Genomic DNA, 22,141 nt, shown 5'->3' on the forward strand with positions numbered 1-22,141 from the left:
GAATTCATCCCTTATTGCCGTTGGGCGGCTAAAAAACGACCTTGAACGCACCCATAGAACCACATCGTTTCATCCTCGAGCCCTTTGAGGCTCGCCGCTTCGCCAATCTGTGCGGGCAATTCGACGAGCATTTGCGCTTGATCGAGCAGCGCCTGACCATCGAGATCCGCAACCGCGGCAATCAGTTCGAACTGATCGGCGAACCCAAGCACACCACCTCCGCGGAAAACCTCTTGCGCCGCCTGTACCGGGAAACCAAGGGTACCGAGCTGTCGCCGGACATGGTGCACCTCTTCCTCCAGGAATCCGCCGTCGAAGAACTGGACAATCACCCTGTCGCCGAAGCGGCCGTGGCCCTGCGCACCAAAAAAGGCATGATTCGCCCCCGCGGCTTGAATCAGCAGCGCTACGTCAAGGAAATCCTCGGCAACGACATCAACTTCGGCATCGGCCCGGCCGGTACCGGCAAGACCTACCTGGCCGTGGCCTGTGCGGTAGATGCACTGGAGCGCGAGCAGGTACGGCGCATCCTGCTGGTGCGTCCGGCGGTCGAAGCCGGTGAGAAACTCGGCTTCCTGCCGGGCGACCTGGCCCAGAAGATCGACCCGTACCTGCGCCCGTTGTATGACGCACTGTATGAAATGCTCGGCTTCGAACACGTGGCCAAGCTGATCGAGCGCCAGGTCATCGAGATTGCGCCGCTGGCGTATATGCGAGGCCGTACGCTGAACAACAGCTTCATCATTCTCGACGAAAGCCAAAACACCACCGTCGAACAGATGAAGATGTTCCTGACCCGGATCGGCTTCGGCTCCACCGCCGTGATCACGGGCGACATCACCCAGGTCGACCTGCCCAAGGGCACCAAGTCCGGCCTGGCCCATGTGATCAACGTCCTCAAGGACGTCCCGGGCATCAGCTTCACCCACTTCATGCCCAAGGACGTGGTGCGCCATCCGCTGGTGCAACGCATCGTCGAAGCCTATGAGCGCTTCGAGCAGCGCGTGGCCGACGAGTCCGCCCAGTCCGCCGCGGAAAAAGGCAATCGCCACGATGCTTGAGCTTGATCTGCAACTGGCAAGCGACAAGCCTGCTCCCAGTGAAGCCCTGTTCCGCCAATGGTGTGAGCTGGCCCTGCGCCAGCGCACCGCCGACTCGGAACTGACCATCCGCCTGGTGGACGAACCCGAAGGCCGCGAACTGAACCGCACCTGGCGGCAGAAGGACTACGCCACCAACGTCCTGTCGTTCCCCGCCGACGTGCCGGACGAGCTGCTGGACATTCCATTGCTCGGCGACCTGGTGATCTGCGTCGAAGTGGTCGAGCGCGAAGCCGCCGAACAAGGCAAGGACCTCCAGGCCCACTGGGCCCATCTGGTGATTCACGGCTGCTTGCATCTATTGGGTTACGACCATATAGATGACGACGAAGCCGAAGAAATGGAAGCACTGGAACGAACGTTGCTTGCAGAACTGGGTCATCCCGACCCTTATGCGGACGACGAAACCGAAGAACATCCATCTGTAACAACCAAGGATTTAGAGTAATCGCTATGAGCGAAGACCGATCGAGCAGCGGGCAAAAGTCGTGGCTGGGTAAACTGACCCAGGCTTTTGCCCATGAGCCGAAAAACCGCCAGGAGCTGCTGGAGCTGCTGCGCGAAGCCCATCAGAACAAGTTGCTGGACAGCGAAGCGCTGGCCATCGTCGAAGGCGCCATCCAGGTCGCTGACCTGCAGGTACGGGACATCATGGTTCCGCGCTCACAGATGATCAGCATCAAGGCGACCCAGACTCCCCGCGAATTCCTGCCGTCCGTCCTCGATTCCGCGCACTCGCGTTATCCGGTGATCGGCGAAAGCCATGACGACGTCATGGGCGTCCTGCTGGCCAAGGACCTGCTGCCGCTGATCCTCAAGGAGAACGGCGACAGCTTCAACATCAAGGACCTGCTGCGTCCGGCGACCTTCGTTCCCGAATCCAAGCGCCTGAACGTGCTGCTGCGCGAATTCCGCGCCAACCACAATCACATGGCCATCGTCATCGACGAATACGGCGGCGTGGCAGGCCTGGTGACCATCGAAGACGTGCTGGAACAGATCGTCGGCGACATCGAAGACGAGCACGACGTCGAGGAAGACAGCTACATCAAGCCCCTGCCGAGCGGCGATTTCCTGATCAAGGCGTTGACGCCGATCGAGAACTTCAACGAGTTCTTCGACAGCGAGTTCTCCGACGACGAGTTCGACACCGTCGGCGGCCTGGTGATGAGCGCGTTCGGGCACCTGCCTAAACGTAACGAAATCACCGAAATCGGTGCCTATCGCTTCCGTATCCTGAACGCCGACAGCCGTCGGATTCATCTGCTGCGACTAACGCCTATCCCCCGCTAAGGATCGACATGCTGCGCTTAACCCGCCCCGGCTGGCCCGGTAACCTGCTAGCCATGGCGGCTGGCGCAATCACCACCCTGGCCCTGGCGCCGTACGACATCTGGCCGCTGGCACTGCTGGCGGTCGGCTTCTTTTATGCCGGCCTGCGCGAGCTGAGCCCGCGTCAGGCGCTGTGGCGCGGCTGGTGTTTCGGTTTCGGCCTGTTTGCCGCCGGCACCAGTTGGATCTACGTCAGCATCCATACCTACGGCGGCGCCTCGGTGCTGCTGGCCGGTTTACTGATGCTGGCCTTCATTGCCGCCATCGCCTTCTTTTTCGCCCTGCCGGCCTGGCTCTGGGCGCGTTGGCTGCGTCGCAATGAAGCCCCTCTCGCCGATGCCCTGGCCTTCGCCGCCCTTTGGGTGGGCCAGGAAGCCTTCCGCGGCTGGTTCCTGACGGGCTTCCCCTGGCTCTATTCCGGCTACAGCCAACTCGACGGCCCGCTGGCCGGCCTGGCCCCTCTGGGCGGCATGTGGCTGATCTCCTTTGCCCTGGCGCTGACCGCCGCCCTGCTCTACAACCTGCCCGGTCTGATCCGTGCCGGGCGCAAGGGGTTTATCGCCGCCGGCCTGGTGCTGCTGGTCGCCCCCTGGGTGATCGGTATCGCGCTCAAGGGACATGCCTGGACCAGCCCGTCGGGCGAGCCGCTGACCGTGGCGGCGATCCAGGGCAATATCGAACAGAGCCTGAAATGGGACCCTGCGCAACTCAACTCCCAGCTGGCGCTGTACCGCGACATGAGTTTCAGTTCCAAGCGCGTGGATCTGCTGGTGTGGCCGGAAACCGCGGTGCCCGTGCTCAAGGAGTCGGCCGAAGGTTATCTGAACATGATGGGCAATTTCGCCGCCGACCGGCATTCGGCGCTGATCACCGGCGTACCGATCCGCCAGGAAGTGCACCATCAGAAACGCTACTTCAACGGCATTACCGTGGTCGGCGAAGGCGATGGCGAGTACCTCAAGCAGAAGCTCGTGCCATTCGGTGAGTACGTGCCCCTGCAGGACTTGCTGCGCGGCCTGATTGCGTTCTTCGACCTGCCCATGTCGGACTTCGCCCGCGGCCCCGCCGACCAGCCTTTACTGCAAGCCAAGGGTTACCAGATCGCGCCGTTCATCTGCTACGAGGTGGTTTACCCGGAATTCGCCGCCAGCCTGTCAGCCCGCAGCGACCTGCTGCTGACCATCAGCAACGACACCTGGTTCGGCACTTCGATCGGCCCGTTGCAGCACTTGCAGATGGCCCAGATGCGAGCTTTGGAAGCCGGCCGCTGGATGATCCGCGCCACCAACAACGGGGTGACCGGCCTGATCGATCCATTCGGCAAGATCACCGTGCAGATTCCGCAGTTCGAACGCGGCATTCTCTATGGCGAAGTGGTGCCGATGCGCAACCTGACGCCTTACCTGCAGTGGCGCTCGTGGCCCCTGATCATCCTGAGCGTCCTGCTGTTCGGCTGGGCCCTTCTGGCCAGCCGGATCGCCAAGACCGTCTGACCTTATCGCGGGCCATCGAACGTCGAGCGGCTGCTCCTGGTGGGAATTTGCGATTCCAGCAGGAGCAGGCTCGAGATGAACCTAGTCCTCTCCACGATAAAACAACTTGTAGCCCACCAGCCCCACCGCCTCGTTCAACAACTGGCCGCTCTGCCAGATCGACTTGAACTCCGGCATCCAGCCACCCAGCGGCCTGGCGTTATCCACCCCGAGGAACCCCACGGGTGCCGGCACCACGGTGAATCCTGCCTGTTCGAAACTCCAGACAGCCCGCTGCATATGCCAGGCCTGGGTGACCAGCACCACACGCTTGACGCCTTGCGGCTCCAGCACTTGCGCGGTGAATTGGGCGTTTTCCCAGGTCGTGCGGCTACGCCCTTCCTGCCAGCGCACCGTCACGTCGAAGTCGTTCAGCAACGACTCGGCCATCAGCGCGGCTTCCGTTGGCGGCGTGCCGTAGTGCAGGCCACCGCTGGTCAGGATCGGCAGCCCGGAAGCCTTGGCCAGGCGCGCCGCATAGCGTTGGCGCTCCAGGCCAACACCGGTCGGCTGGTCGGAACCCCAGGCCGGATCGCCACGTTCACGCCCCGACCCCAGCACCACAATCGCATCGGCCTGTTTGGCCAGGGTCGACCACTGGCTTTGCGTCAGCGCCGGTTCACTTTCCAGGGCGCTGGCGCCCCACTCCACCATCACAGGCAGGCTCATCAACCAGAACCCGCCCAGGCCGAGAGCAAAACACACACCGGCCAATCGCGGCCTCGAGCGGCGAAACCACCAGGCAAGCAGAAGCAGCAGCAACAGAAGGCCTGGCGGCAGGAGTAGTTGTTTGACGAAATAACGAAAAGGCATCGAGCATCTCCAAAGATGCTCGAAGCCTAAGTGGGTAAAAGCAAAGCGACAACAGATACGAAACAGATTTCACGCACAAGGTACGCGGCGTTGACGCTGCGCAGATGCCCGCATGGGCTGCGCAGACTCACTTGAACTGCAGGGATCGGACCTTTACCGCATCCCCGACGGGCACCTTGTCTTTCAACCAGATGACCTTGGCCGAATGTGGAGTCACTTCGTGCCTCAGGCATTCGAGCACGCTCAATTGCGTCTCACGCTCGCTACGATCCAAATAGGCTTTGATCACCTCGAGCTCGGCGTGACTCAGGCCCCGCAACTCCAACTCCGCAGGACGCTCATTACGCAAGCTCCCTGCTGTTTTCGCTGTATCCAAGGCCAAAGCCAGACGATCTATCAATCGTTCGTACAACTCGGGTTTTGTAACTTTTCGCTGCGACTCAACCATCCACTCACCTCATGAAAGTAAGAATCACTCCCCCTTTTTGAGCTTAGCCGCACTGCCGAAACCGGCAGGGTGCCGCGACCAACGGCCCACGGCGCGTAATCAGGGTTTCCCTCGGTAGAGCGCGGTCATGTATGCTACGGCGCTTCCTGTAACTCCACTTCCAGCTCGACTGGGTAGCGAAAACGCCATATCTGGCGTCATCACCGCCCAACGTTGCATTGAAGAGGATTAGGCCACCCCTATTCAGTTCAAAAGTAGCCATGCACGAACACTATCAGCCCCGTGAAATCGAAGCCGCCGCCCAGTCGTTCTGGGATGAGCAAAAGTCCTTTGAAGTCAGTGAACAGCCAGGCAAGGAAACTTACTACTGCCTGTCGATGTTCCCTTACCCCAGCGGCAAGCTACACATGGGGCACGTGCGTAACTACACCATCGGCGACGTGATCTCTCGCTACCAGCGCATGCAAGGCAAGAACGTACTGCAACCCATGGGTTGGGACGCCTTCGGCATGCCGGCGGAAAACGCCGCGATGAAGAACAACGTCGCACCGGCCAAGTGGACCTACGAAAACATCGCCTACATGAAGTCCCAGCTGCGCAGCCTGGGCCTGGCGGTGGACTGGTCCCGCGAGGTCACGACCTGCAAGCCGGACTACTACCGCTGGGAACAGTGGCTGTTCACTCGTCTGTTCGAAAAAGGCGTGATCTACCGCAAGAACGGCACCGTGAACTGGGACCCGGTCGACCAGACCGTCCTGGCCAACGAACAGGTGATCGACGGTCGCGGCTGGCGTTCCGGCGCGCTGATCGAAAAACGCGAAATCCCGATGTACTACTTCAAGATCACCGCCTACGCGGATGAGCTGCTGGAGAGTCTCGACGAACTGCCGGGCTGGCCCGAGCAGGTCAAGACCATGCAACGCAACTGGATCGGCAAATCCCGTGGCATGGAAGTGCAATTCCCCTACGACCAGGCCTCCATTGGCGAAGCGGGCGCACTGAAAGTCTTCACCACCCGCCCTGACACCCTGATGGGCGCGACCTACGTCGCCGTGGCTGCCGAGCACCCGCTGGCCACCCTGGCAGCGCAGAACGACCCGGCGCTGCAAGCCTTTATCGCCGAGTGCAAGGGCGGCAGCGTCGCCGAAGCCGACATCGCCACTCAAGAGAAGAAAGGCCTGCCGACTTCGCTGTTCGTCGAACACCCGCTGACCGGTGAAAAACTCCCGGTATGGGTCGCCAACTATGTGCTGATGCACTACGGCGATGGCGCGGTAATGGCCGTTCCGGCACATGACGAGCGCGACTACGAATTCGCCACCAAGTACAACCTGCCGATCAAGAACGTGGTGCGCACCAGCGCTGGCGACGAAACGCCAGCGCCTTGGCAGGACGCCTACGGCGAGCACGGCGAACTGATCAACTCCGGCGAGTTCAACGGCCTGGATTTTGCCGGTGCCTTCGATGCCATCGAAGTCGCCCTGCTGAAGAAAAACCTCGGCCAATCCCGCACCCAGTTCCGCCTGCGCGACTGGGGCATCAGCCGCCAGCGCTACTGGGGCTGCCCGATCCCGATCATCCACTGCGACAGCTGTGGTGATGTGCCGGTACCGCAAGACCAACTGCCGGTAGTGCTGCCGGAAGACGTGGTGCCGGACGGCGCCGGTTCGCCACTGGCGCGCATGCCCGAGTTCTACGAATGCAGCTGCCCGAAATGCGGCAAGCCTGCCAAGCGTGAAACCGACACCATGGACACCTTCGTCGAGTCCTCCTGGTACTACGCCCGCTATGCCTCGCCAAAATACGAGGGTGGCCTGGTCGACCCGGCAGCGGCCAACCACTGGCTGCCGGTGGACCAGTACATCGGCGGTATCGAACACGCGATCCTGCACCTGCTCTATGCCCGCTTCTTCCACAAGCTGATGCGCGACGAGGGCCTGGTCAGTTCCAACGAGCCGTTCAAGAACCTGCTGACGCAAGGCATGGTGGTCGCCGAGACCTACTACCGCCGCGAAGCCAACGGTGCCTACACCTGGTACAACCCGGCCGATGTCGAGCTGGAGCGTGACAGCAAGGCCAAGATCGTCGGCGCCAAGCTGATCAGCGACGGCCTGCCGGTGGAAATCGGCGGCACCGAGAAGATGGCCAAGTCGAAGAACAACGGCGTCGACCCTCAGTCGATGATCGAACAGTACGGCGCGGACACCTGCCGCCTGTTCATGATGTTCGCTTCGCCGCCTGACATGAGCCTGGAATGGTCCGACTCCGGCGTCGAGGGTGCCCATCGCTTCCTCAAGCGCGTCTGGCGCCTGGCTCAAGCTCACGTAGCCCAGGGCCTGCCGGGAACACTGGAGCTGGGTTCGCTGAACGACGAACAGAAAGTCATTCGTCGTGCCATCCACCTGGCGATCAAGCAAGCCAGCCAGGACGTCGGCCAGAACCACAAATTCAACACCGCCATCGCTCAGGTCATGACGCTGATGAACGTGCTGGAAAAAGCACCGCAAGCTACTCCGCAGGACCGAGCCCTGTTGCAGGAAGGCCTGGAAACCGTGGCCCTGCTGCTGGCGCCGATCACCCCTCACATCAGCCACGAGCTGTGGAGCCAGCTGGGTCGCAGCGGCGCCATTATCGACGCCGGCTGGCCGGTGCTGGATGAGAACGCCCTGGTTCAGGACAGCCTGCAGTTGGTCATTCAAGTGAATGGCAAACTGCGTGGCCAGATCGAAATGCCGGCCAGCGCCAGCCGTGAAGAGATCGAAGCCGCCGCCCGGAGCAACGAGAACGTGCTGCGCTTCACCGAAGGCCTGACGATTCGTAAAGTGATCGTCGTGCCTGGCAAGCTGGTCAATATCGTCGCTAGCTAATTGGATCAGGCGTCAGCCCAAGGCTGACGCCGAATAAAACCTCCAGGGCCGCCCTGTCGGCCCACATGGTTTCAAGGGGAGCAACAAGATGATCAAACGCAACCTCCTGGTGATGGGCCTGGCCGTACTGCTGAGCGCCTGCGGCTTTCAGCTGCGCGGTACCGGCACCACCGAACTGGCGATCAAGGAACTCGACCTGAGCGCCCGTAACGCTTACGGCGAAACCGTGACCCAGCTGCGCCAGGTTCTGCAGAGCAGTGGCGTCAAGGTCTACGCCGGTGCGCCCTACAAGCTGGTGCTGATCCGCGAGCAGGAATCCCAGCGCAGCCTCAGCTACGCCGGTGCCGGTCGTTCGGCCGAATATGAAATGACCACCGTGCTGAACTACGAGATCCAGGGCCAGAACAACCTGACCCTGCTCAGCGACAAGCTGCAAGTGCAGAAGGTCTACATCCACGACGGCAACAACCTGGTGGGTTCCGACCAGGAGTCGCTGGAAGTGCGTAAGGAAATGCGTCGCGACCTGGTGCAGAACATGATGCTGCGCCTGCAACTGCTGACCCCGACCCAGCTGGATCAACTGCAGCAGACCGCGGATGCCCGCGCCAAGGCCGAAGCCGAGGCGCTGGAAGCCGCGCAGAAGGCTGAGGCGGAAACCCCGCAACAGTCGCCCATGCAGCTGCCGAACCAGTAAGTCTCGTGGGGCGCGCAAGCGCCCCGCTTGCCCTTCCTTATGAAACTCGCCCCCGCTCAACTCGGCAAACACCTGCAAGGCACGCTCGCACCGGTCTATGTCATCAGTGGCGACGACCCGTTGCTGTGCCAGGAAGCCGCCGACGCCATTCGCACCGCCGCCCGCCAGCAAGGCTTCGATGAACGCCAGGTATTCAGCGCCGACGCCAATTTCGATTGGGGAACGCTGCTGCAAGCCGGCGCGAGCATGTCGTTGTTCGCCGAAAAACGCCTGCTGGAACTGCGCCTGCCTTCGGGCAAGCCCGGAGATAAAGGCGCCGCGGCCTTCATCGAATACTGCTCACGGCCGGCCGAAGACACCCTGCTGCTGATCAGCCTGCCCAAGCTCGATGGCAGCGCGCAAAAGACCAAGTGGGGTAAGGCCCTGATCGATGGCGAGCAGACCCAGTTCATCCAGATCTGGCCGGTGGATGCCAACCAGTTGCCGCAGTGGATTCGCCAACGCCTGTCCCAGGCCGGGCTTTCCGCCAGCCAGGACGCCGTGGAACTCATTGCGGCCCGGGTAGAAGGCAATCTGCTGGCCGCGGCCCAGGAAATCGAAAAGCTCAAGCTGATGGCCGAGGGTGGCCAGATCACGGTGGAAACCGTGCAAGCGGCAGTCGCCGACAGTGCGCGCTTCGATGTTTTCGGGCTGGTGGACGCCATCCTCAATGGCGAGGCCGCGCATGCCCTGCGCATGCTCGAAGGCCTGCGCGGCGAAGGTGTCGAGCCGCCGGTGATTCTCTGGGCACTGTCCCGGGAATTGCGGGCGCTGGCCAACATGTCGCTGCAGTACAGCCAGGGCACTCCGCTGGATAAAGTGTTCAGCCAGGCCCGTCCGCCCGTCTGGGACAAACGCAAGCCGCTGATGAGCAAGGCCCTGCAGCGCTATTCCGCGCCGCGCTGGGCGCAATTGCTGCTCGACGCCCAGCGTATCGATGCGCAGATCAAGGGGCAGGCCGCCGGTTCGCCCTGGAGCAGCCTGAGCCGCCTGTCGCTGTTGATGGCCGGGCAACGCCTGCCTCTCCCAGCCGAGTAACCCCAACGTCTTACAGAAGCAAGGCTCGTTCCTACAGGGAATGGGGGAATCCGTGAGGTTTGCTGAAAAAACCCTACGCATCACAGGGCTGGACAGCCGGGTCAAGCTGGCCGATCATCTGCCGCGCAAACCCACCTCAAGCGAGAACCGAAAATGAGCAAGCCATCCAAGCATGGCCCCAACAAGGCCAAATCCATCATCGCCCAGCCACTGTTCCGCAGCCGTCAGGAACGACCCGCCAAGGGCAAAGGCAGCTACCGCCGCGAAGCCTTCCAGTCTAAAAGCTGGGAGGCTTCTTACTTTCTGGCTGCATAAAGCAGAGAACCCCGCCGGCGTGATAAGGTCTGTATCTGATTCGTATTCTCTGGACCTGTGCATGCCCTTTTGTCTTTCCCGTCGTTGGCACCTGCGCCAACTGATCGCTGCCTCCAGCCTTGCCCTGCTCGTCGCCTGCGCGGAAAAACCCACCGCCGCCGATGCCCAGCCACTCCAAAGCATTCAAGCCGCCCCTCTCGCCGCGCCTGCAACTGTCGCTCCACTGGCCGTCGACAACCTGGACATCCAGCCAACCCAGACCTTTGCCCAATGGCAGGCAGGCTTCCGTGTCGAAGCCCTGAACGCCGGGATCCGCGCCGATCTTTTCGACCGTGCATTCGCCGGCATCACCCCGGACATGGGCGTGATCAAGGCCGACCGCAGCCAGCCGGAATTCACCCGGCCGGTGTGGGAATACCTGGACGGTGCCCTGTCGCCGCTGCGCGTGCGCAAGGGCCAGGCACTGCTCAATCAGTACGCCGACATCCTGCAGCAGATCGAACAGCGTTATGGCGTCGATCGCCAGGCCCTGGTGGCGGTCTGGGGTATGGAAAGCAACTTCGGTGAGTTCCAGGGCAACAAATCGGTCATCCGTTCCCTCGCGACCCTGGCCTACGAAGGTCGCCGTCCGGCCTTTGCCAACAGCCAGCTGCTGGCCGCCCTGCAGATTCTCCAGCACGGCGACATCCAGCCCGAGAAGATGCTCGGCTCCTGGGCCGGCGCGATGGGGCAGACCCAGTTCATCCCGACCACCTACAACACCCATGCCGTGGACTTCGACGGCGATGGCCGCCGCGACATCTGGAACAGCCCGGCCGACGCCCTGGCCTCGACCGCGCACTATCTGCAAAGCTCCGGCTGGCAGAAGGGCCAGCCATGGGGTTTCGAAGTGCAGCTGGCGAACGGCTTCGACTATGCGCTGGCGGATGGCGCGATCCGCAAACCGGTAGCCGAATGGCTGCGCCTGGGCATGCAGCTGCCCAACGGCGCCAGCGTTCCGGCCGGCGCCGAGCAGCTTTCGGCAGCCTTGCTGTTGCCGGCGGGTTATCGCGGTCCGGCGTTCCTGATCCTCGACAACTTCCGCGCCGTTCTGAAGTACAACAACTCCTCGTCCTATGCCCTGGCGGTGAACCTGCTGTCACAACGCTTCAACGGTTCAGGCCTGATCAACGGCGTCTGGCCGAAGGACGACATGCCCCTCAGCCGCTCCGAGCGCATCGAGCTGCAGAGCCTGCTCAGTGCCAACAATTACGATGCCGGCAACCCGGATGGCATTATCGGCGCCAATACCCGCAAGGCGATTCGCAGCGCCCAACAATCGCTGGGCTGGCCTGCCGACGGCTATCCGACCCACAAGCTGCTGGAGAGCCTGCGCTCGCGTTGAACCAGGCCTGCGCGCCGAATCATAGGGGCGCCATAGTTGAGCAAGCTCGCTCCCACAAGGGCAGCGAGCACGGGCTGATCAGCCGAATACCACGTCCTGCTCCAGGATCAATTGCTTCTCCCCCGCATCCAGCCTGACCATCGCCCCCATCGGCAGGGTCAGGTTCGGATCGCAGTGGCCACTGCGCCATCCAGCCAGAACAGGAATGCGCAAGGGTTCGAAGGTCTGCTTGAGCAGTCCGGCAAGCGCCTGGGGCTCCACTCCTGCCACATCCCCCACCAGCACCCCGCGAAGCCTGTCGAGCTTGCCCGCCAGACGCAGATGCGTCAGCAGACGGTCGATCCGGTACAGCGGCTCGTTGATGTCTTCGATAAACAGAATGATGCCGTCGCCATTGATCTCGTATGGCGTGCCCATGGTCGTGGCGATCAACGACAGGTTGCCCCCCAACAACTGGCCGCAGGCGATGCCAGGCTCGACGGTGGTCAAGGGATAAGCCGCCGGATGCGGCAGCAGGCTGCCAGCCTTCAACTGCCCCCGGAGCAGGCTGAACAGCGAGGACTCGGTAGGTGGCTGCTTGTCACCCAACAAGTCGGCATTGAGCATCGGCCCGTGAAAGGTCACGAAACCCGCATGACGATTGATGGCCAGATGCAGCGCGGTGATGTCACTGTAGCCGACAAACGGCTTGGCATGGCGGCGTAGCAGGTCGTAATCGATCCGGTCGAGCAAGCGTGGGCTGCCATAGCCGCCCCGCAGGCACAGGATGGTATCGACATCGTCATCGGCGAAAGCGGCGTGCAGGTCGTTCAGGCGGACCTCGTCGCTACCGGCCAGATAGCCGTCCTTCTGTTGGACCCCAGGATAAATCCGCAGCGAATAACCTCGAGCGCGCATCCAGCGGGCGGCTTGCTCGGTGTCCAGGGCCGCGGGCCCGGCGGGTGCAATCAAGCCGATCAGCCCTTGCGAAGGCAGCGCCGGCACTGGCCGTTGCGTACAAAGGACATCAGTCGGTTGGCGGGTCATCCAGTGGTTCTCCCTGTGTGGATTCTCTAGTGCACAGTAGACATGAAAGCGGGCAAACAGAAGTGCCGAAACGCCACGGCGCTTGCAGGAAAAGTCTATGAAGGGAGGGAGACGCAGGCGTAACGGAAGATGACGCCCGCAAGGAAAAGACCTTGCGGGCGTATTACATCAGGAGACCAGGCCTTCTTTGGCCAGCTTCGCCTGCTCGTCGGCGTGGTAGGAGGAACGTACCAGCGGGCCCGAGGCGACGTTCTTGAAGCCCATCTTGTAACCTTCCTCGGCGAACCAGGCGAAGGTGTCCGGGTGCACGAAACGCTGCACCGGCAAGTGGCTGCGGGACGGTTGCAGGTACTGGCCGAGGGTCAGCATGTCGATGTCGTGCTCGCGCATGCGCTTCATGACCTCGATGACTTCGTCGTCGGTCTCGCCCAGGCCCAGCATCAGGCCAGACTTGGTCGGTACGTGCGGCACCAGCTGCTTGAACTTCTGCAGCAGGGTCAGCGACCACTGGTAGTCCGAACCCGGGCGCGCGGCCTTGTACAGGCGCGGCACGGTTTCCAGGTTGTGGTTGAACACATCCGGCGGCTCGGCAGCGGTGATTTCCAGCGCTACGTCCATGCGGCCACGGTAGTCCGGGACCAGTGTTTCCAGCTGCACGTTCGGCGACAGCTTGCGGATTTCGCGGATGCAGTCGGCAAAGTGCTGGGCACCGCCGTCGCGCAGGTCGTCGCGGTCCACCGAAGTGATCACCACGTACTTCAGGCGCAGGTCGGCGATGGCCACCGCCAGATTCATCGGTTCATCGACGTCCAGAGGCTTCGGACGGCCGTGACCGACGTCGCAGAACGGGCAGCGACGGGTGCAGATGTCGCCCATGATCATGAAGGTCGCGGTACCGCCGGAGAAGCACTCACCCAGGTTCGGGCAGGAGGCTTCTTCGCAGACGCTGTGCAATTTGTGCTTGCGCAGCAATTGCTTGATCCGGTCGACTTCCGGGGAAACCGGAATACGCACGCGAATCCAGTCCGGTTTCTTCGGCAGTTCGGTGGTCGGGATGATCTTCACCGGGATACGCGCGACTTTCTCGGCACCGCGCAATTTAACGCCGGTTTCAACTTTCGCACGGGCCGGGCGCTCGGAAACATCCAGCGTCGGGATCAGGGTTTGCACAGCGTCTTGCGCAGTAGTCATATCAGTCGATTCCGCCCGTTAGGGTCGTCTGCTCAGCATAGTCGAGGTGTTTGACGAGCTGCGCACGCAGCCGGGCACTTACCTCGGCAAATTCAATCGGTCCTGTGTGGTCGCTCAGCTGGGTCATTGCCAGCCCGGCATAGCCACAGGGGTTAATCCGTCGAAACGGCTGCAGATCCATGTCCACGTTCAAGGCCAGGCCATGAAAGGAACAACCATGGCGGATCCGCAGGCCCAGGGAGGCGATTTTCGCGCCATCGACGTAAACGCCGGGGGCATCCGGCTTGGCCGCCGCGGTCACGCCGTAGCTGGTCAGCAGCTCGACCAGGCACTGCTCCATCCGGCTGACCAGGTCGCGCACGCCAAAACCCAGGCGACGAACGTCCAGCAGCAGATAAGCCACCAGTTGGCCAGGACCGTGATAGGTCACCTGGCCACCCCGGTCGACCTGCACCACCGGGATATCCCCGGGAAGCAACAGGTGTTCGGCCTTGCCCGCCTGGCCCTGGGTAAAGACCGGCGGATGCTGCACCAGCCAGACTTCATCGGGAGCGTTGGTGCCGCGTTCGTTGGTAAAGCGTTGCATGGCCTGCCAGACCGGCTCGTAGGCCATCTGGCCGAGCTCGCGAAAGCCCAGCGTTTGAGGCATCACAGCACCATGTGCACGAAGCCGGTGGCCCGCAGCTCGCTGTTGATGTCGTACAGCTGTTCTTGACCGGTGGCGACGATGTGCAACTGGATGGTCGTGTACTTGCCGTTGGTGCTCTGGCGCTCGGCCAGGGTCTTGTGGTCAACGGTCGCGTGTTTTTCAAGGATCGCGATGATTTTGTCCTTGAAACCCACGCCGGTGTCGCCGATCACCTTAATCGGGTAATCCGCGCAGGGGAATTCGATCTTTGGCGCCTTTACTTCGGTGTCTGTCATGGCGTAACGGCCTCGTAAGCCGTGGCGACGGACGCGGCCCCCGCTCTATTTCAGAGCGAGGGCCGCGCGGGTCGACAATATCAGTTGAACAAGCCGTAGAAGAATAGACGGATGCTATCCCACATGCGGCGGAAGATACCACCTTCGTCGACCGCGTCCAGAGCGATCAGATCGGCGCTGTGCACCACCTTGTCGTCCAGTTTCACTTCGACTTTACCGATCACGTCGCCCTTGGCGATAGGCGCGATCAATTGTGGATTCATGGTCATGCTGGCAGCGAGCTTTTTCAGCTGGCCTTTTGGCATGGTCATGGTCAGGTCCTGGGCCAGGCCGGCCTTGATCTGGGAGGTGGTGCCTTTCCAGACAGGGGCCTGAGCCAGCTCGGTGCCCTTCTGGTAGAAGGTCTGGGTTTCGAAGAAGCGGAAACCGTAGGTCAGCAGCTTCTGGGTTTCGGCCGCGCGAGCCTGCTCGCTGTTGGTACCGAACACCACGGCGATCAGGCGCATGCCGTCACGCACGGCCGAGGACACCATACAGTAGCCGGCTTCGTCGGTGTGACCGGTTTTCAGGCCGTCGACGGTCTTGTCGCGCCACAGCAACAGGTTGCGGTTAGGTTGCTTGATGCCGTTCCAGAAGAACTCTTTCTGCGAGTAGATCGCGTAGTGAGCCGGGTCTTCGTGAATGATGGCGCGAGCCAGCACCGCCATGTCGTGCGCCGACGAGTAGTGCTCGGGGTTCGGCAGGCCGGTCGGGTTCATGAAGTGGCTGTTGCTCATGCCCAGATCGCCGGCGGTCTTGTTCATCATGTCGGCAAAGGCGTCTTCGCTGCCGGCAATGTGCTCGGCAACCGCGACGCTGGCGTCGTTACCCGACTGAATGATGATGCCGTGCAACAGGTCGCTGACAGTGACCTGCGAGCCGACCTTGATGAACATCCGCGAACCGCCGGTACGCCAGGCGTTCTCGCTGACGGTCACCGGGTCGTTCTCGCCGATCTGGCCGCGACGGATTTCCAGGGTCGCGATGTAGGCCGTCATCAGCTTGGTCAGGCTGGCTGGCGGCAGGCGCTGGTCACCGTTGTTCTCCACCAGCACGTTACCGCTGCTGGCATCCATGAGCACATAGGACTTGGCGGCCAGCTGCGGTGGCGACGGCATCACTTCTACCGCCCAGGCGGCAGGCGTGATGATCAGCGGGACAAGCAGACACAGGCGTTTGGCAAAGGTGGTGATGTTCATCCGTCTCTCGAAATTGCTAATGGAAACTTGTCCTCGCGGACAAAACTATTCAGACAGCCTTCTAAAGGGCTGTCGCGTGTTCAGTTGTTCACTCACTGACCCTTGCCGGGCTTTTGTTGTACGACGAGCCAACAACCTGGGTTCACCCCCCAAATACCGCAGGCGAACCATGAATCAATGTCCGATTACTCGGCAGTTACCAGGCTCGGCTGCCCCAGATTGGCCAGCCGGACACTGTTCTGCACTTGCTGGATCTCACCCGGCGAGCCGATCGGCCCCAGGCGCACCCGGTGCAGGGTCTGTTGATTGCGCACGATCGAGCTGATGAACACCGGAGCGCTCACCATCCCGCTCAGCTTCGAGCGCAGGAGCTCGGCAGCGTCCGGGTTGGCGAAGGCGCCCACCTGCAGATACTGGCCAGAGGCTTGCGCAGAAGCGTTTTTTTTTGCATCCAGCTGCACCGGCACAACGGCCGCGGCGTGCTGCTGTGCAGGTGGCGTCCATTGCTCGACGGTCCCCGTGGACGCCGTCATCACTGGCGCGGCTTTCGGCTCATTGAGCATCAAGGGTGCCGGCCGACCGCGCTGGGCCCACCATTCCTGCGGGTCGATACCCTCGACCTTGACCCGGGCGGTGCCGATCTCGGCATAACCGAGCTTCTTGGCCGCGGCGTAGGACAAATCGATGATCCGGTCCGAATAGAATGGCCCACGGTCGTTGACCCGCAGGATCACGCTTTTGTGGTTATCCAGGTTGGTCACCCGGACATAACTCGGCAATGGCAGGGTCTTGTGCGCGGCACTCATGCCATACAGGTCATACACCTCGCCATTGGCGGTGTTCTGCCCGTGGAACTTGGTGCCGTACCAGGAAGCCGTGCCCGAAGCGACATAACGCTTGGATTCGGCCATCGGGAAATAGGTCTTGCCCAGCACCGTATAAGGGTTGGCCTTGTACGGGCCGGTGTGCAGGGTCGGCGTGGCGTCGGGGATGCGCGATACATCGACGTCCCACCAGGGTGCGCCGTCTTTGTGGGCACGGTTGATGTCCAGGCCCGGCGTTGAACGTACGGCCGTCGTCGGGCCTTTCTGTTTCGGCGCCTGGGTTGACGAACAACTGACCACCAGCAAGGACAACGCGGCAAGAGCCACCAGCTTCAGGGGTTTGCGGTTTGGCGATGCCAGCATTACTTGACGCCCCGTGCTTGGACCAGCTGTTCAGAGAGCTGATGTACGGCCATGGCGTACATCACGCTGCGGTTATAACGCGTGATCGCGTAGAAATTCTTCAGGCCCATCCAGTATTCGGGGCCATTGTCACCTTCCAGGCGGAAAGCCGTGACCGGCATATCATCGCGCAGCGCATCATGACTCGACCAGCCCAGCGCCCGCAACTCCCCGACGGTTTTCGTTGGTTCGATACCGGTGGTCAGGCCTTCGTCGACCTGATCGCCACGCACTTCGGCCCGGCTGACCACCGGCTGCCCGGCCTCCCAGCCGTGACGCTTGAAATAACTGGCGACGCTGCCGATGGCATCGTCCGGATTGGTCCAGATATTGATGTGGCCATCGCCGTCGAAGTCCACAGCATAGGCGCGAAAACTGCTCGGCATGAACTGTGGCAAGCCCATGGCTCCCGCGTAGGAGCCTTTCAGGGTCAGCGGGTCGACCTGTTCTTCACGGGCCAACAGCAGGAACTCGCGCAATTCCTTGCGGAAGAACTCGGCACGTGGCGGGTAATCGAAGCCCAAAGTCGACAGTGCATCGATCACCCGATAATTGCCGGTGTTGCGCCCGAAGAAGGTTTCGACGCCGATGATCGACACGATCACCTGGGCTGGCACGCCGTATTCCTGCTCGGCACGGGCCAGTACCGCTTCGTGCTGGCGCCAGAAGTCCACACCGCGGGCGATACGCGCGTCGGTGATGAACATCGGCCGGTATTCTTTCCACTGCTTGACCCGCTCGGCGGGCCGGGAAATGGCGTCGAGGATCGACTGCTTGCGCTCGGCCTCGCGAAACACGCCCATCAGCTGTTCGCCCGCAAAGCCATAGTCGCGAGTCATTTCGCCCACGAATTCGGCTACTTGGGGGGAACCTTCGTATTCGCCGCCGGCCAGCGCTTCCTGCGCCGCACCAAGGATGCCTACCAGACCGACCCACGGCGCATACCGAGCGGTCCAGCCACGCATTACTTGCATTGAATTCTTCACCTTATTCAAACCTGCGCGATCCACTTACGATGGGTATGGATCGACATCAAAACCCCAAACGCTGACAGCAGCGTCACCAGCGAAGTTCCTCCGTAGCTAATGAACGGCAACGGCACCCCCACGACCGGCAACAGGCCACTGACCATACCGATGTTGACGAAAACGTAAACAAAAAACGTCATGGTCAGGGCGCCGGCGAGCAATTTGCCGAACAGCGTCTGCGCCTGGGCGGTGATCACCAGCCCACGACCTATCAGCAGCAGATAGATCAGCAGCAGGGCGCAAATGCCCACCAGGCCGAACTCTTCGCCCATGACCGCGATAATAAAGTCGGTGTGGCTCTCGGGCAAAAAGTCCAGATGGGACTGAGTACCGAGCAGCCAGCCCTTGCCGAAGACGCCGCCGGAGCCGATGGCCGCCTTGGACTGAATGATGTTCCAGCCAGTGCCCAATGGATCGCTTTCCGGGTCGAGGAAGGTCAGGATCCGCTGCTTCTGGTAGTCGTGCATGATGAAGAACCACATGGCGATCGCCACCGGTACCGCGGCAGCCAGCACGCTGAGAATCCAGCGCCAGCGCAGCCCGCCCATGAACAGCACGAAGGCGCCACCGGCGAGAATCAGCAGCGAGGTCCCGAGGTCCGGCTGGCGCACGATCAGAATGAACGGAATACCGATCAGGACCAGGCTGATGCCCACATGCTTGAGCTGCGGCGGCAAGGTGCGCTTGGCCAGGTACCAGGCGATGGTCGCCGGCATGATGATCTTCATGAATTCCGAGGGCTGGAAGCGAATCACCCCGGGGATGTTGATCCAGCGGGTGGCGCCCATGGCGTTGTGGCCCATGACATCCACCACCACCAGCAGTATCACGCCGAACACATAGGCCAGCGGCACCCAGCGCGCCATGAATCGGGGCTCGAGCTGGGCAATGACGATCATCGACACCAGGCCGATGCCGAACGAGGTCGCCTGCTTGCCCAGCAGGTCCCAGCTCTTGCCGCTGGCCGAATACAGGACGAACAGGCTGCCGGCCGCCAGGGTCAGCAGCAGGATCAGCAATGGGCCGTCGATGTGCATGCGCTGCAGCAACGTCGCCCGGCGACGCATCACATCCTCGCTGGACAGGATGCGATCGAAATTACTCTTCACGGGCCGTAGCCTCCGCACTGATAGGGCCGGCAAACTCAGGCTTGAGCAGGCCATCCGGGCCGAGGAGCCAGGCGTCCATCACCTGGCGCACCACCGGGGCCGCCACGCCAGAACCGGACTCGCCGTTCTCGACCATGACCGAGACCACGATTTTCGGGTTTTCCGCCGGCGCAAAACCGACGAACAGGGCGTGGTCGCGATGGCGTTCCTGGACCTTGGAGCGGTCGTACTTCTCGCCCTGCTTGATCGCGACCACCTGGGCCGTACCACTCTTGCCGGCGATCCGGTATTGCGAGCCGATGGCTGCCTTGCGCGCCGTACCGCGGGCGCCGTGCATCACCTGCTGCATGCCGTGATTGACCTTTGTCCAGTCCGACGGATCGCGCAGGATGATGTCCGGCATCGGGTTTTCATCCACCGGCTTTTCGCCCTCGATGGTCTTGGCCAGGTGCGGACGGTTCCATTTACCCTTGTTCGCCACCAGCGCCGTGGCCTGGGCCAACTGCAACGGGGTGGACTGCATGTAACCCTGGCCGATCCCGAGAATCAGCGTCTCGCCCGGGAACCAGGCCTGGCGACGGGTGGCACGCTTCCATTCCCGCGACGGCATCAGGCCCGGCGACTCCTCGAACATGTCCAGCGAGACCTTCTGGCCGATCCCGAACTTGTTCATGTAGGCCGACAACCGATCGATCCCCAGTTTGTGGGCCAGGTCATAGAAGTAGGTGTCGTTGGACCGCATGATCGCGGTGTCGAGGTCGACGTAACCGTCACCGCTGCGGTTCCAGTTACGGTACTTGTGATCGTAGTTGGGCAGTTGGTAGTAGCCCGGGTCATAGACCCGCGTGGAGGCCGTCACCACCCCGGAGTCGAGACCGGCAATCGCCACCGCCGGCTTGATGGTCGAGCCCGGCGGATACAGGCCGCGCAGTACCCGGTTGAACAGTGGGCGATCGATGGAGTCGCGCAGCTCGGCATAGGCCTTGAAGCTGATGCCGGTGACGAACAGGTTCGGATCGAAGCTCGGCTGGCTGACCATGGCCAGCACTTCCCCGGTGCGAGGGTCCAGCGCGACCACCGCGCCACGCCGGCCGCCCAATGCTGCCTCCGCAGCTTCCTGCAGCTTGATGTCCAGGCTCAGGACAATGTCCTTGCCGGGAATCGGGTCGGTACGCTTGAGCACCCGCAACACACGGCCGCGAGCGTTGGTCTCGACCTCTTCGTAACCCACCTGGCCGTGCAGCTCGGGCTCGTAGAAGCGCTCGATACCGGTCTTGCCGATGTGGTGGGTGCCGCTGTAGTTCACCGGGTCCAGGGTCTTCAGCTCTTTCTCGTTGATCCGCCCCATGTAGCCCACCGAGTGCGCGAAGTGCGCGCCCTGGGGGTAATGACGGACCAACTGCGCCACCACTTCCACCCCAGGCAGGCGGAACTGGTTGACCGCGATCCGGGCGATCTGCTCTTCGTTGAGCTCGAACAGGATCGGCACCGGCTCGAACGGCCGACGCCCCTGTTTCATGCGTTTTTCGAACAGGACCCGGTCTTCCGGCGTCAGCTCCAGCACCTCGACAATGACATCGAGCACCTGGCGCCAGTCACCGGAACGCTCGCGGGTCATGCTCAGGCTGAAGCTCGGCCGGTTGTCGGCCACCACCACGCCATTACGGTCGAAGATCAGGCCGCGGGTCGGCGGAATCGGCTGGACATGAACCCGGTTGTTTTCCGACAGGGTCGAGTGATAGTCGTACTGGATCACCTGCAGGTAATACAGCCGCGCGATCAGCACCCCGATCAGGCAGACCACGGCAATAGCCCCGAACACGACCCGGCCACGCACCAGACGGGCGTCTTTTTCGTGGTCCTTGATACGGATCGGCTGGGACATTAGGGGCGCGGACTATTTGTGATAAGGGTGCCCGGACAGGACTGTCCAGGCGCGATACAGCTGTTCACCGATCAGGATCCGTACCAGCGGGTGCGGCAAGGTCAGCGGCGACAGCGACCAGCGCTGATCCGCCCGCGCGCAGACTTCCGGCGCCAGCCCCTCGGGGCCGCCGACCATGAAATTCACGGTACGCGAGTCGAGGCGCCAGCGATCCAGCTCCACCGCCAGTTGCTCGGTGCTCCAGGGCTTGCCGTGGACCTCGAGGGTGACGATCCGCTCGTTCGGGCCGACCTTGGCCAGCATGGCCTCGCCTTCCTGACGGATGAAACGGGCCACATCGGCGTTCTTGCCACGGGTATTGAGCGGTATTTCCACCAGTTCCAGCGCCAGCTCGGATGGCAGACGCTTGGCATACTCGTGCCACCCCTCTTCCACCCACTTGGGCATGCGTGAACCGACAGCGATCAGACGCAGGCGCACAGCCGTCCCTTATTGCTGGTCTTTGTTGAGCTTGGTGAAGTGCTCATGGGTGTGCTCCGGGCTGTGGTGCTTGCCATCGGCCGCACGGCTCTGCTCGGCGCCCTGCCACAGACGCTCCAGGTCGTAGAACTGGCGCGCGGAGGCGGTCATCATGTGCACGATCACGTCGTCCAGGTCCAGCAGCACCCAGTCGCTGTCGCCCTTGCCTTCTTCACCCAGCGGCTTGACGCCCTGGGCCTTGACCATCTCGCGGACCTTTTCCAGCATCGCGCCGATCTGGCGGTTGGAAGTACCGGTGGCGATGATCATGTAGTCGGTGATGCTCTGCTTTTCGCGAACATCGATCACCAGGACGTCCTGGGCCTTGACGTCTTCCAGCGCGGCGACTGCCACCTTGACCAGATCTTCGCCTTTCATTACTTGGTTAGTCATATAAAACTCGTTCAGCTCGTATGTGTGGCGCGTTGCACGG

22 protein-coding genes are annotated in these 22,141 nt (G+C 62.1%); 9 read left to right on the plus strand and 13 right to left on the minus strand.

Annotation, left to right across the window (positions count from 1 at the left end; genetic code table 11):
- Positions 1 to 41 precede the first annotated feature (41 nt).
- From PMI20_RS30115 to lnt, 4 genes are read left to right on the plus strand one after another with little or no spacing between them, the layout of a single operon-like run.
- Positions 42 to 1,061: a PhoH family protein gene (locus PMI20_RS30115; RefSeq protein ID WP_007927082.1), complete on the plus strand. Its 1,020-nt coding sequence runs from the start codon at positions 42 to 44 to the stop codon at positions 1,059 to 1,061.
- Positions 1,054 to 1,548, plus strand: a complete 495-nt coding sequence (gene ybeY, locus PMI20_RS30120) for an rRNA maturation RNase YbeY (RefSeq protein ID WP_007927084.1) — start codon at positions 1,054 to 1,056, stop codon at positions 1,546 to 1,548. The genes PMI20_RS30115 and ybeY overlap by 8 nt, the downstream gene beginning before the upstream one ends.
- A 5-nt stretch (positions 1,549 to 1,553) precedes the next feature.
- Positions 1,554 to 2,393 (plus strand): CorC family transporter, encoded by an 840-nt coding sequence (locus tag PMI20_RS30125; RefSeq protein ID WP_007927086.1) that lies wholly within the window; start codon positions 1,554 to 1,556, stop codon positions 2,391 to 2,393.
- A gap of 8 nt (positions 2,394 to 2,401) precedes the next feature.
- Positions 2,402 to 3,925, plus strand: a complete 1,524-nt coding sequence (gene lnt, locus PMI20_RS30130; RefSeq protein ID WP_007927087.1) for an apolipoprotein N-acyltransferase — start codon at positions 2,402 to 2,404, stop codon at positions 3,923 to 3,925.
- 81 nt (positions 3,926 to 4,006) lie between these two features.
- Here lnt and PMI20_RS30135 read toward each other — a convergent pair whose 3' ends face one another.
- Together PMI20_RS30135 and PMI20_RS30140 are read right to left on the minus strand one after the other, a co-directional pair.
- Entirely contained in the window at positions 4,007 to 4,777 is a 771-nt protein-coding gene (locus tag PMI20_RS30135) for a YdcF family protein (RefSeq protein ID WP_007927088.1), read from the minus strand.
- Between the two features lie 127 nt (positions 4,778 to 4,904).
- Positions 4,905 to 5,225: a hypothetical protein gene (locus PMI20_RS30140; protein WP_007927089.1), complete on the minus strand. Its 321-nt coding sequence runs from the start codon at positions 5,223 to 5,225 to the stop codon at positions 4,905 to 4,907.
- A gap of 260 nt (positions 5,226 to 5,485) precedes the next feature.
- Here PMI20_RS30140 and leuS point away from each other — a divergent pair, with 260 nt between their 5' ends.
- The 5 genes from leuS to PMI20_RS30165 all read left to right on the plus strand — a co-directional run bounded on the left by leuS (position 5,486) and on the right by PMI20_RS30165 (position 11,562).
- The gene (gene leuS, locus PMI20_RS30145; RefSeq protein ID WP_007927090.1) at positions 5,486 to 8,092 is read left to right on the plus strand and encodes a leucine--tRNA ligase; all 2,607 of its coding nucleotides are present in this window, start codon (positions 5,486 to 5,488) and stop codon (positions 8,090 to 8,092) included.
- A gap of 88 nt (positions 8,093 to 8,180) precedes the next feature.
- Entirely contained in the window at positions 8,181 to 8,786 is a 606-nt protein-coding gene (locus PMI20_RS30150) for an LPS-assembly lipoprotein LptE (RefSeq protein ID WP_007927091.1), read from the plus strand.
- Between the two features lie 39 nt (positions 8,787 to 8,825).
- Positions 8,826 to 9,863: a DNA polymerase III subunit delta gene (gene holA, locus PMI20_RS30155; RefSeq protein ID WP_007927092.1), complete on the plus strand. Its 1,038-nt coding sequence runs from the start codon at positions 8,826 to 8,828 to the stop codon at positions 9,861 to 9,863.
- 153 nt (positions 9,864 to 10,016) lie between these two features.
- Complete coding sequence (gene arfA, locus PMI20_RS30160) at positions 10,017 to 10,178, plus strand: alternative ribosome rescue factor ArfA (protein WP_007927093.1); 162 nt, start codon at positions 10,017 to 10,019, stop codon at positions 10,176 to 10,178.
- A gap of 61 nt (positions 10,179 to 10,239) precedes the next feature.
- On the plus strand, positions 10,240 to 11,562 hold the full coding sequence (locus tag PMI20_RS30165; protein ID WP_007927094.1) for a lytic murein transglycosylase: 1,323 nt from the start codon (positions 10,240 to 10,242) through the stop codon (positions 11,560 to 11,562).
- 78 nt (positions 11,563 to 11,640) lie between these two features.
- Here PMI20_RS30165 and PMI20_RS30170 read toward each other — a convergent pair whose 3' ends face one another.
- The 11 genes from PMI20_RS30170 to rsfS form a co-directional block, all read right to left on the minus strand.
- A complete protein-coding gene (locus PMI20_RS30170; RefSeq protein WP_007927095.1) occupies positions 11,641 to 12,588 on the minus strand; it encodes a S66 peptidase family protein in 948 nt (315 codons plus the stop codon).
- 168 nt (positions 12,589 to 12,756) lie between these two features.
- On the minus strand, positions 12,757 to 13,779 hold the full coding sequence (lipA, locus tag PMI20_RS30175) for a lipoyl synthase (RefSeq protein WP_007927101.1): 1,023 nt from the start codon (positions 13,777 to 13,779) through the stop codon (positions 12,757 to 12,759).
- A 1-nt stretch (position 13,780) separates the two neighbouring features.
- Entirely contained in the window at positions 13,781 to 14,428 is a 648-nt protein-coding gene (lipB, locus tag PMI20_RS30180; protein ID WP_007927102.1) for a lipoyl(octanoyl) transferase LipB, read from the minus strand.
- Positions 14,428 to 14,703 carry a DUF493 domain-containing protein gene (locus tag PMI20_RS30185; RefSeq protein WP_007927103.1) on the minus strand — a complete coding sequence of 92 codons (276 nt, stop codon included), beginning with the start codon at positions 14,701 to 14,703 and terminating at the stop codon, positions 14,428 to 14,430. Before PMI20_RS30185 ends, lipB begins: the two co-directional genes overlap by 1 nt.
- 80 nt (positions 14,704 to 14,783) lie before the next feature.
- The gene (locus PMI20_RS30190) at positions 14,784 to 15,941 is read right to left on the minus strand and encodes a D-alanyl-D-alanine carboxypeptidase family protein (RefSeq protein ID WP_007927104.1); all 1,158 of its coding nucleotides are present in this window, start codon (positions 15,939 to 15,941) and stop codon (positions 14,784 to 14,786) included.
- Between the two features lie 185 nt (positions 15,942 to 16,126).
- Positions 16,127 to 17,128 (minus strand): septal ring lytic transglycosylase RlpA family protein, encoded by a 1,002-nt coding sequence (locus PMI20_RS30195; RefSeq protein WP_007927105.1) that lies wholly within the window; start codon positions 17,126 to 17,128, stop codon positions 16,127 to 16,129.
- Positions 17,128 to 18,141 carry a lytic murein transglycosylase B gene (gene mltB / locus PMI20_RS30200; RefSeq protein ID WP_009045789.1) on the minus strand — a complete coding sequence of 338 codons (1,014 nt, stop codon included), beginning with the start codon at positions 18,139 to 18,141 and terminating at the stop codon, positions 17,128 to 17,130. The genes PMI20_RS30195 and mltB overlap by 1 nt, the downstream gene beginning before the upstream one ends.
- Positions 18,142 to 18,158: 17 nt before the next feature.
- On the minus strand, positions 18,159 to 19,262 hold the full coding sequence (gene rodA / locus PMI20_RS30205) for a rod shape-determining protein RodA (protein WP_051003959.1): 1,104 nt from the start codon (positions 19,260 to 19,262) through the stop codon (positions 18,159 to 18,161).
- 31 nt (positions 19,263 to 19,293) lie between these two features.
- Positions 19,294 to 21,189 (minus strand): penicillin-binding protein 2, encoded by a 1,896-nt coding sequence (gene mrdA / locus PMI20_RS30210; protein ID WP_007927109.1) that lies wholly within the window; start codon positions 21,187 to 21,189, stop codon positions 19,294 to 19,296.
- A 12-nt stretch (positions 21,190 to 21,201) separates the two neighbouring features.
- Positions 21,202 to 21,669, minus strand: a complete 468-nt coding sequence (rlmH, locus tag PMI20_RS30215) for a 23S rRNA (pseudouridine(1915)-N(3))-methyltransferase RlmH (RefSeq protein ID WP_003185785.1) — start codon at positions 21,667 to 21,669, stop codon at positions 21,202 to 21,204.
- A gap of 9 nt (positions 21,670 to 21,678) precedes the next feature.
- A complete protein-coding gene (rsfS, locus tag PMI20_RS30220) occupies positions 21,679 to 22,101 on the minus strand; it encodes a ribosome silencing factor (RefSeq protein WP_007927111.1) in 423 nt (140 codons plus the stop codon).
- Between the last annotated feature and the right edge of the window lie 40 nt (positions 22,102 to 22,141).

The organism is Pseudomonas sp. GM17, assembly GCF_000282175.2.
Lineage (GTDB): Bacteria > Pseudomonadota > Gammaproteobacteria > Pseudomonadales > Pseudomonadaceae > Aquipseudomonas > Aquipseudomonas chlororaphis.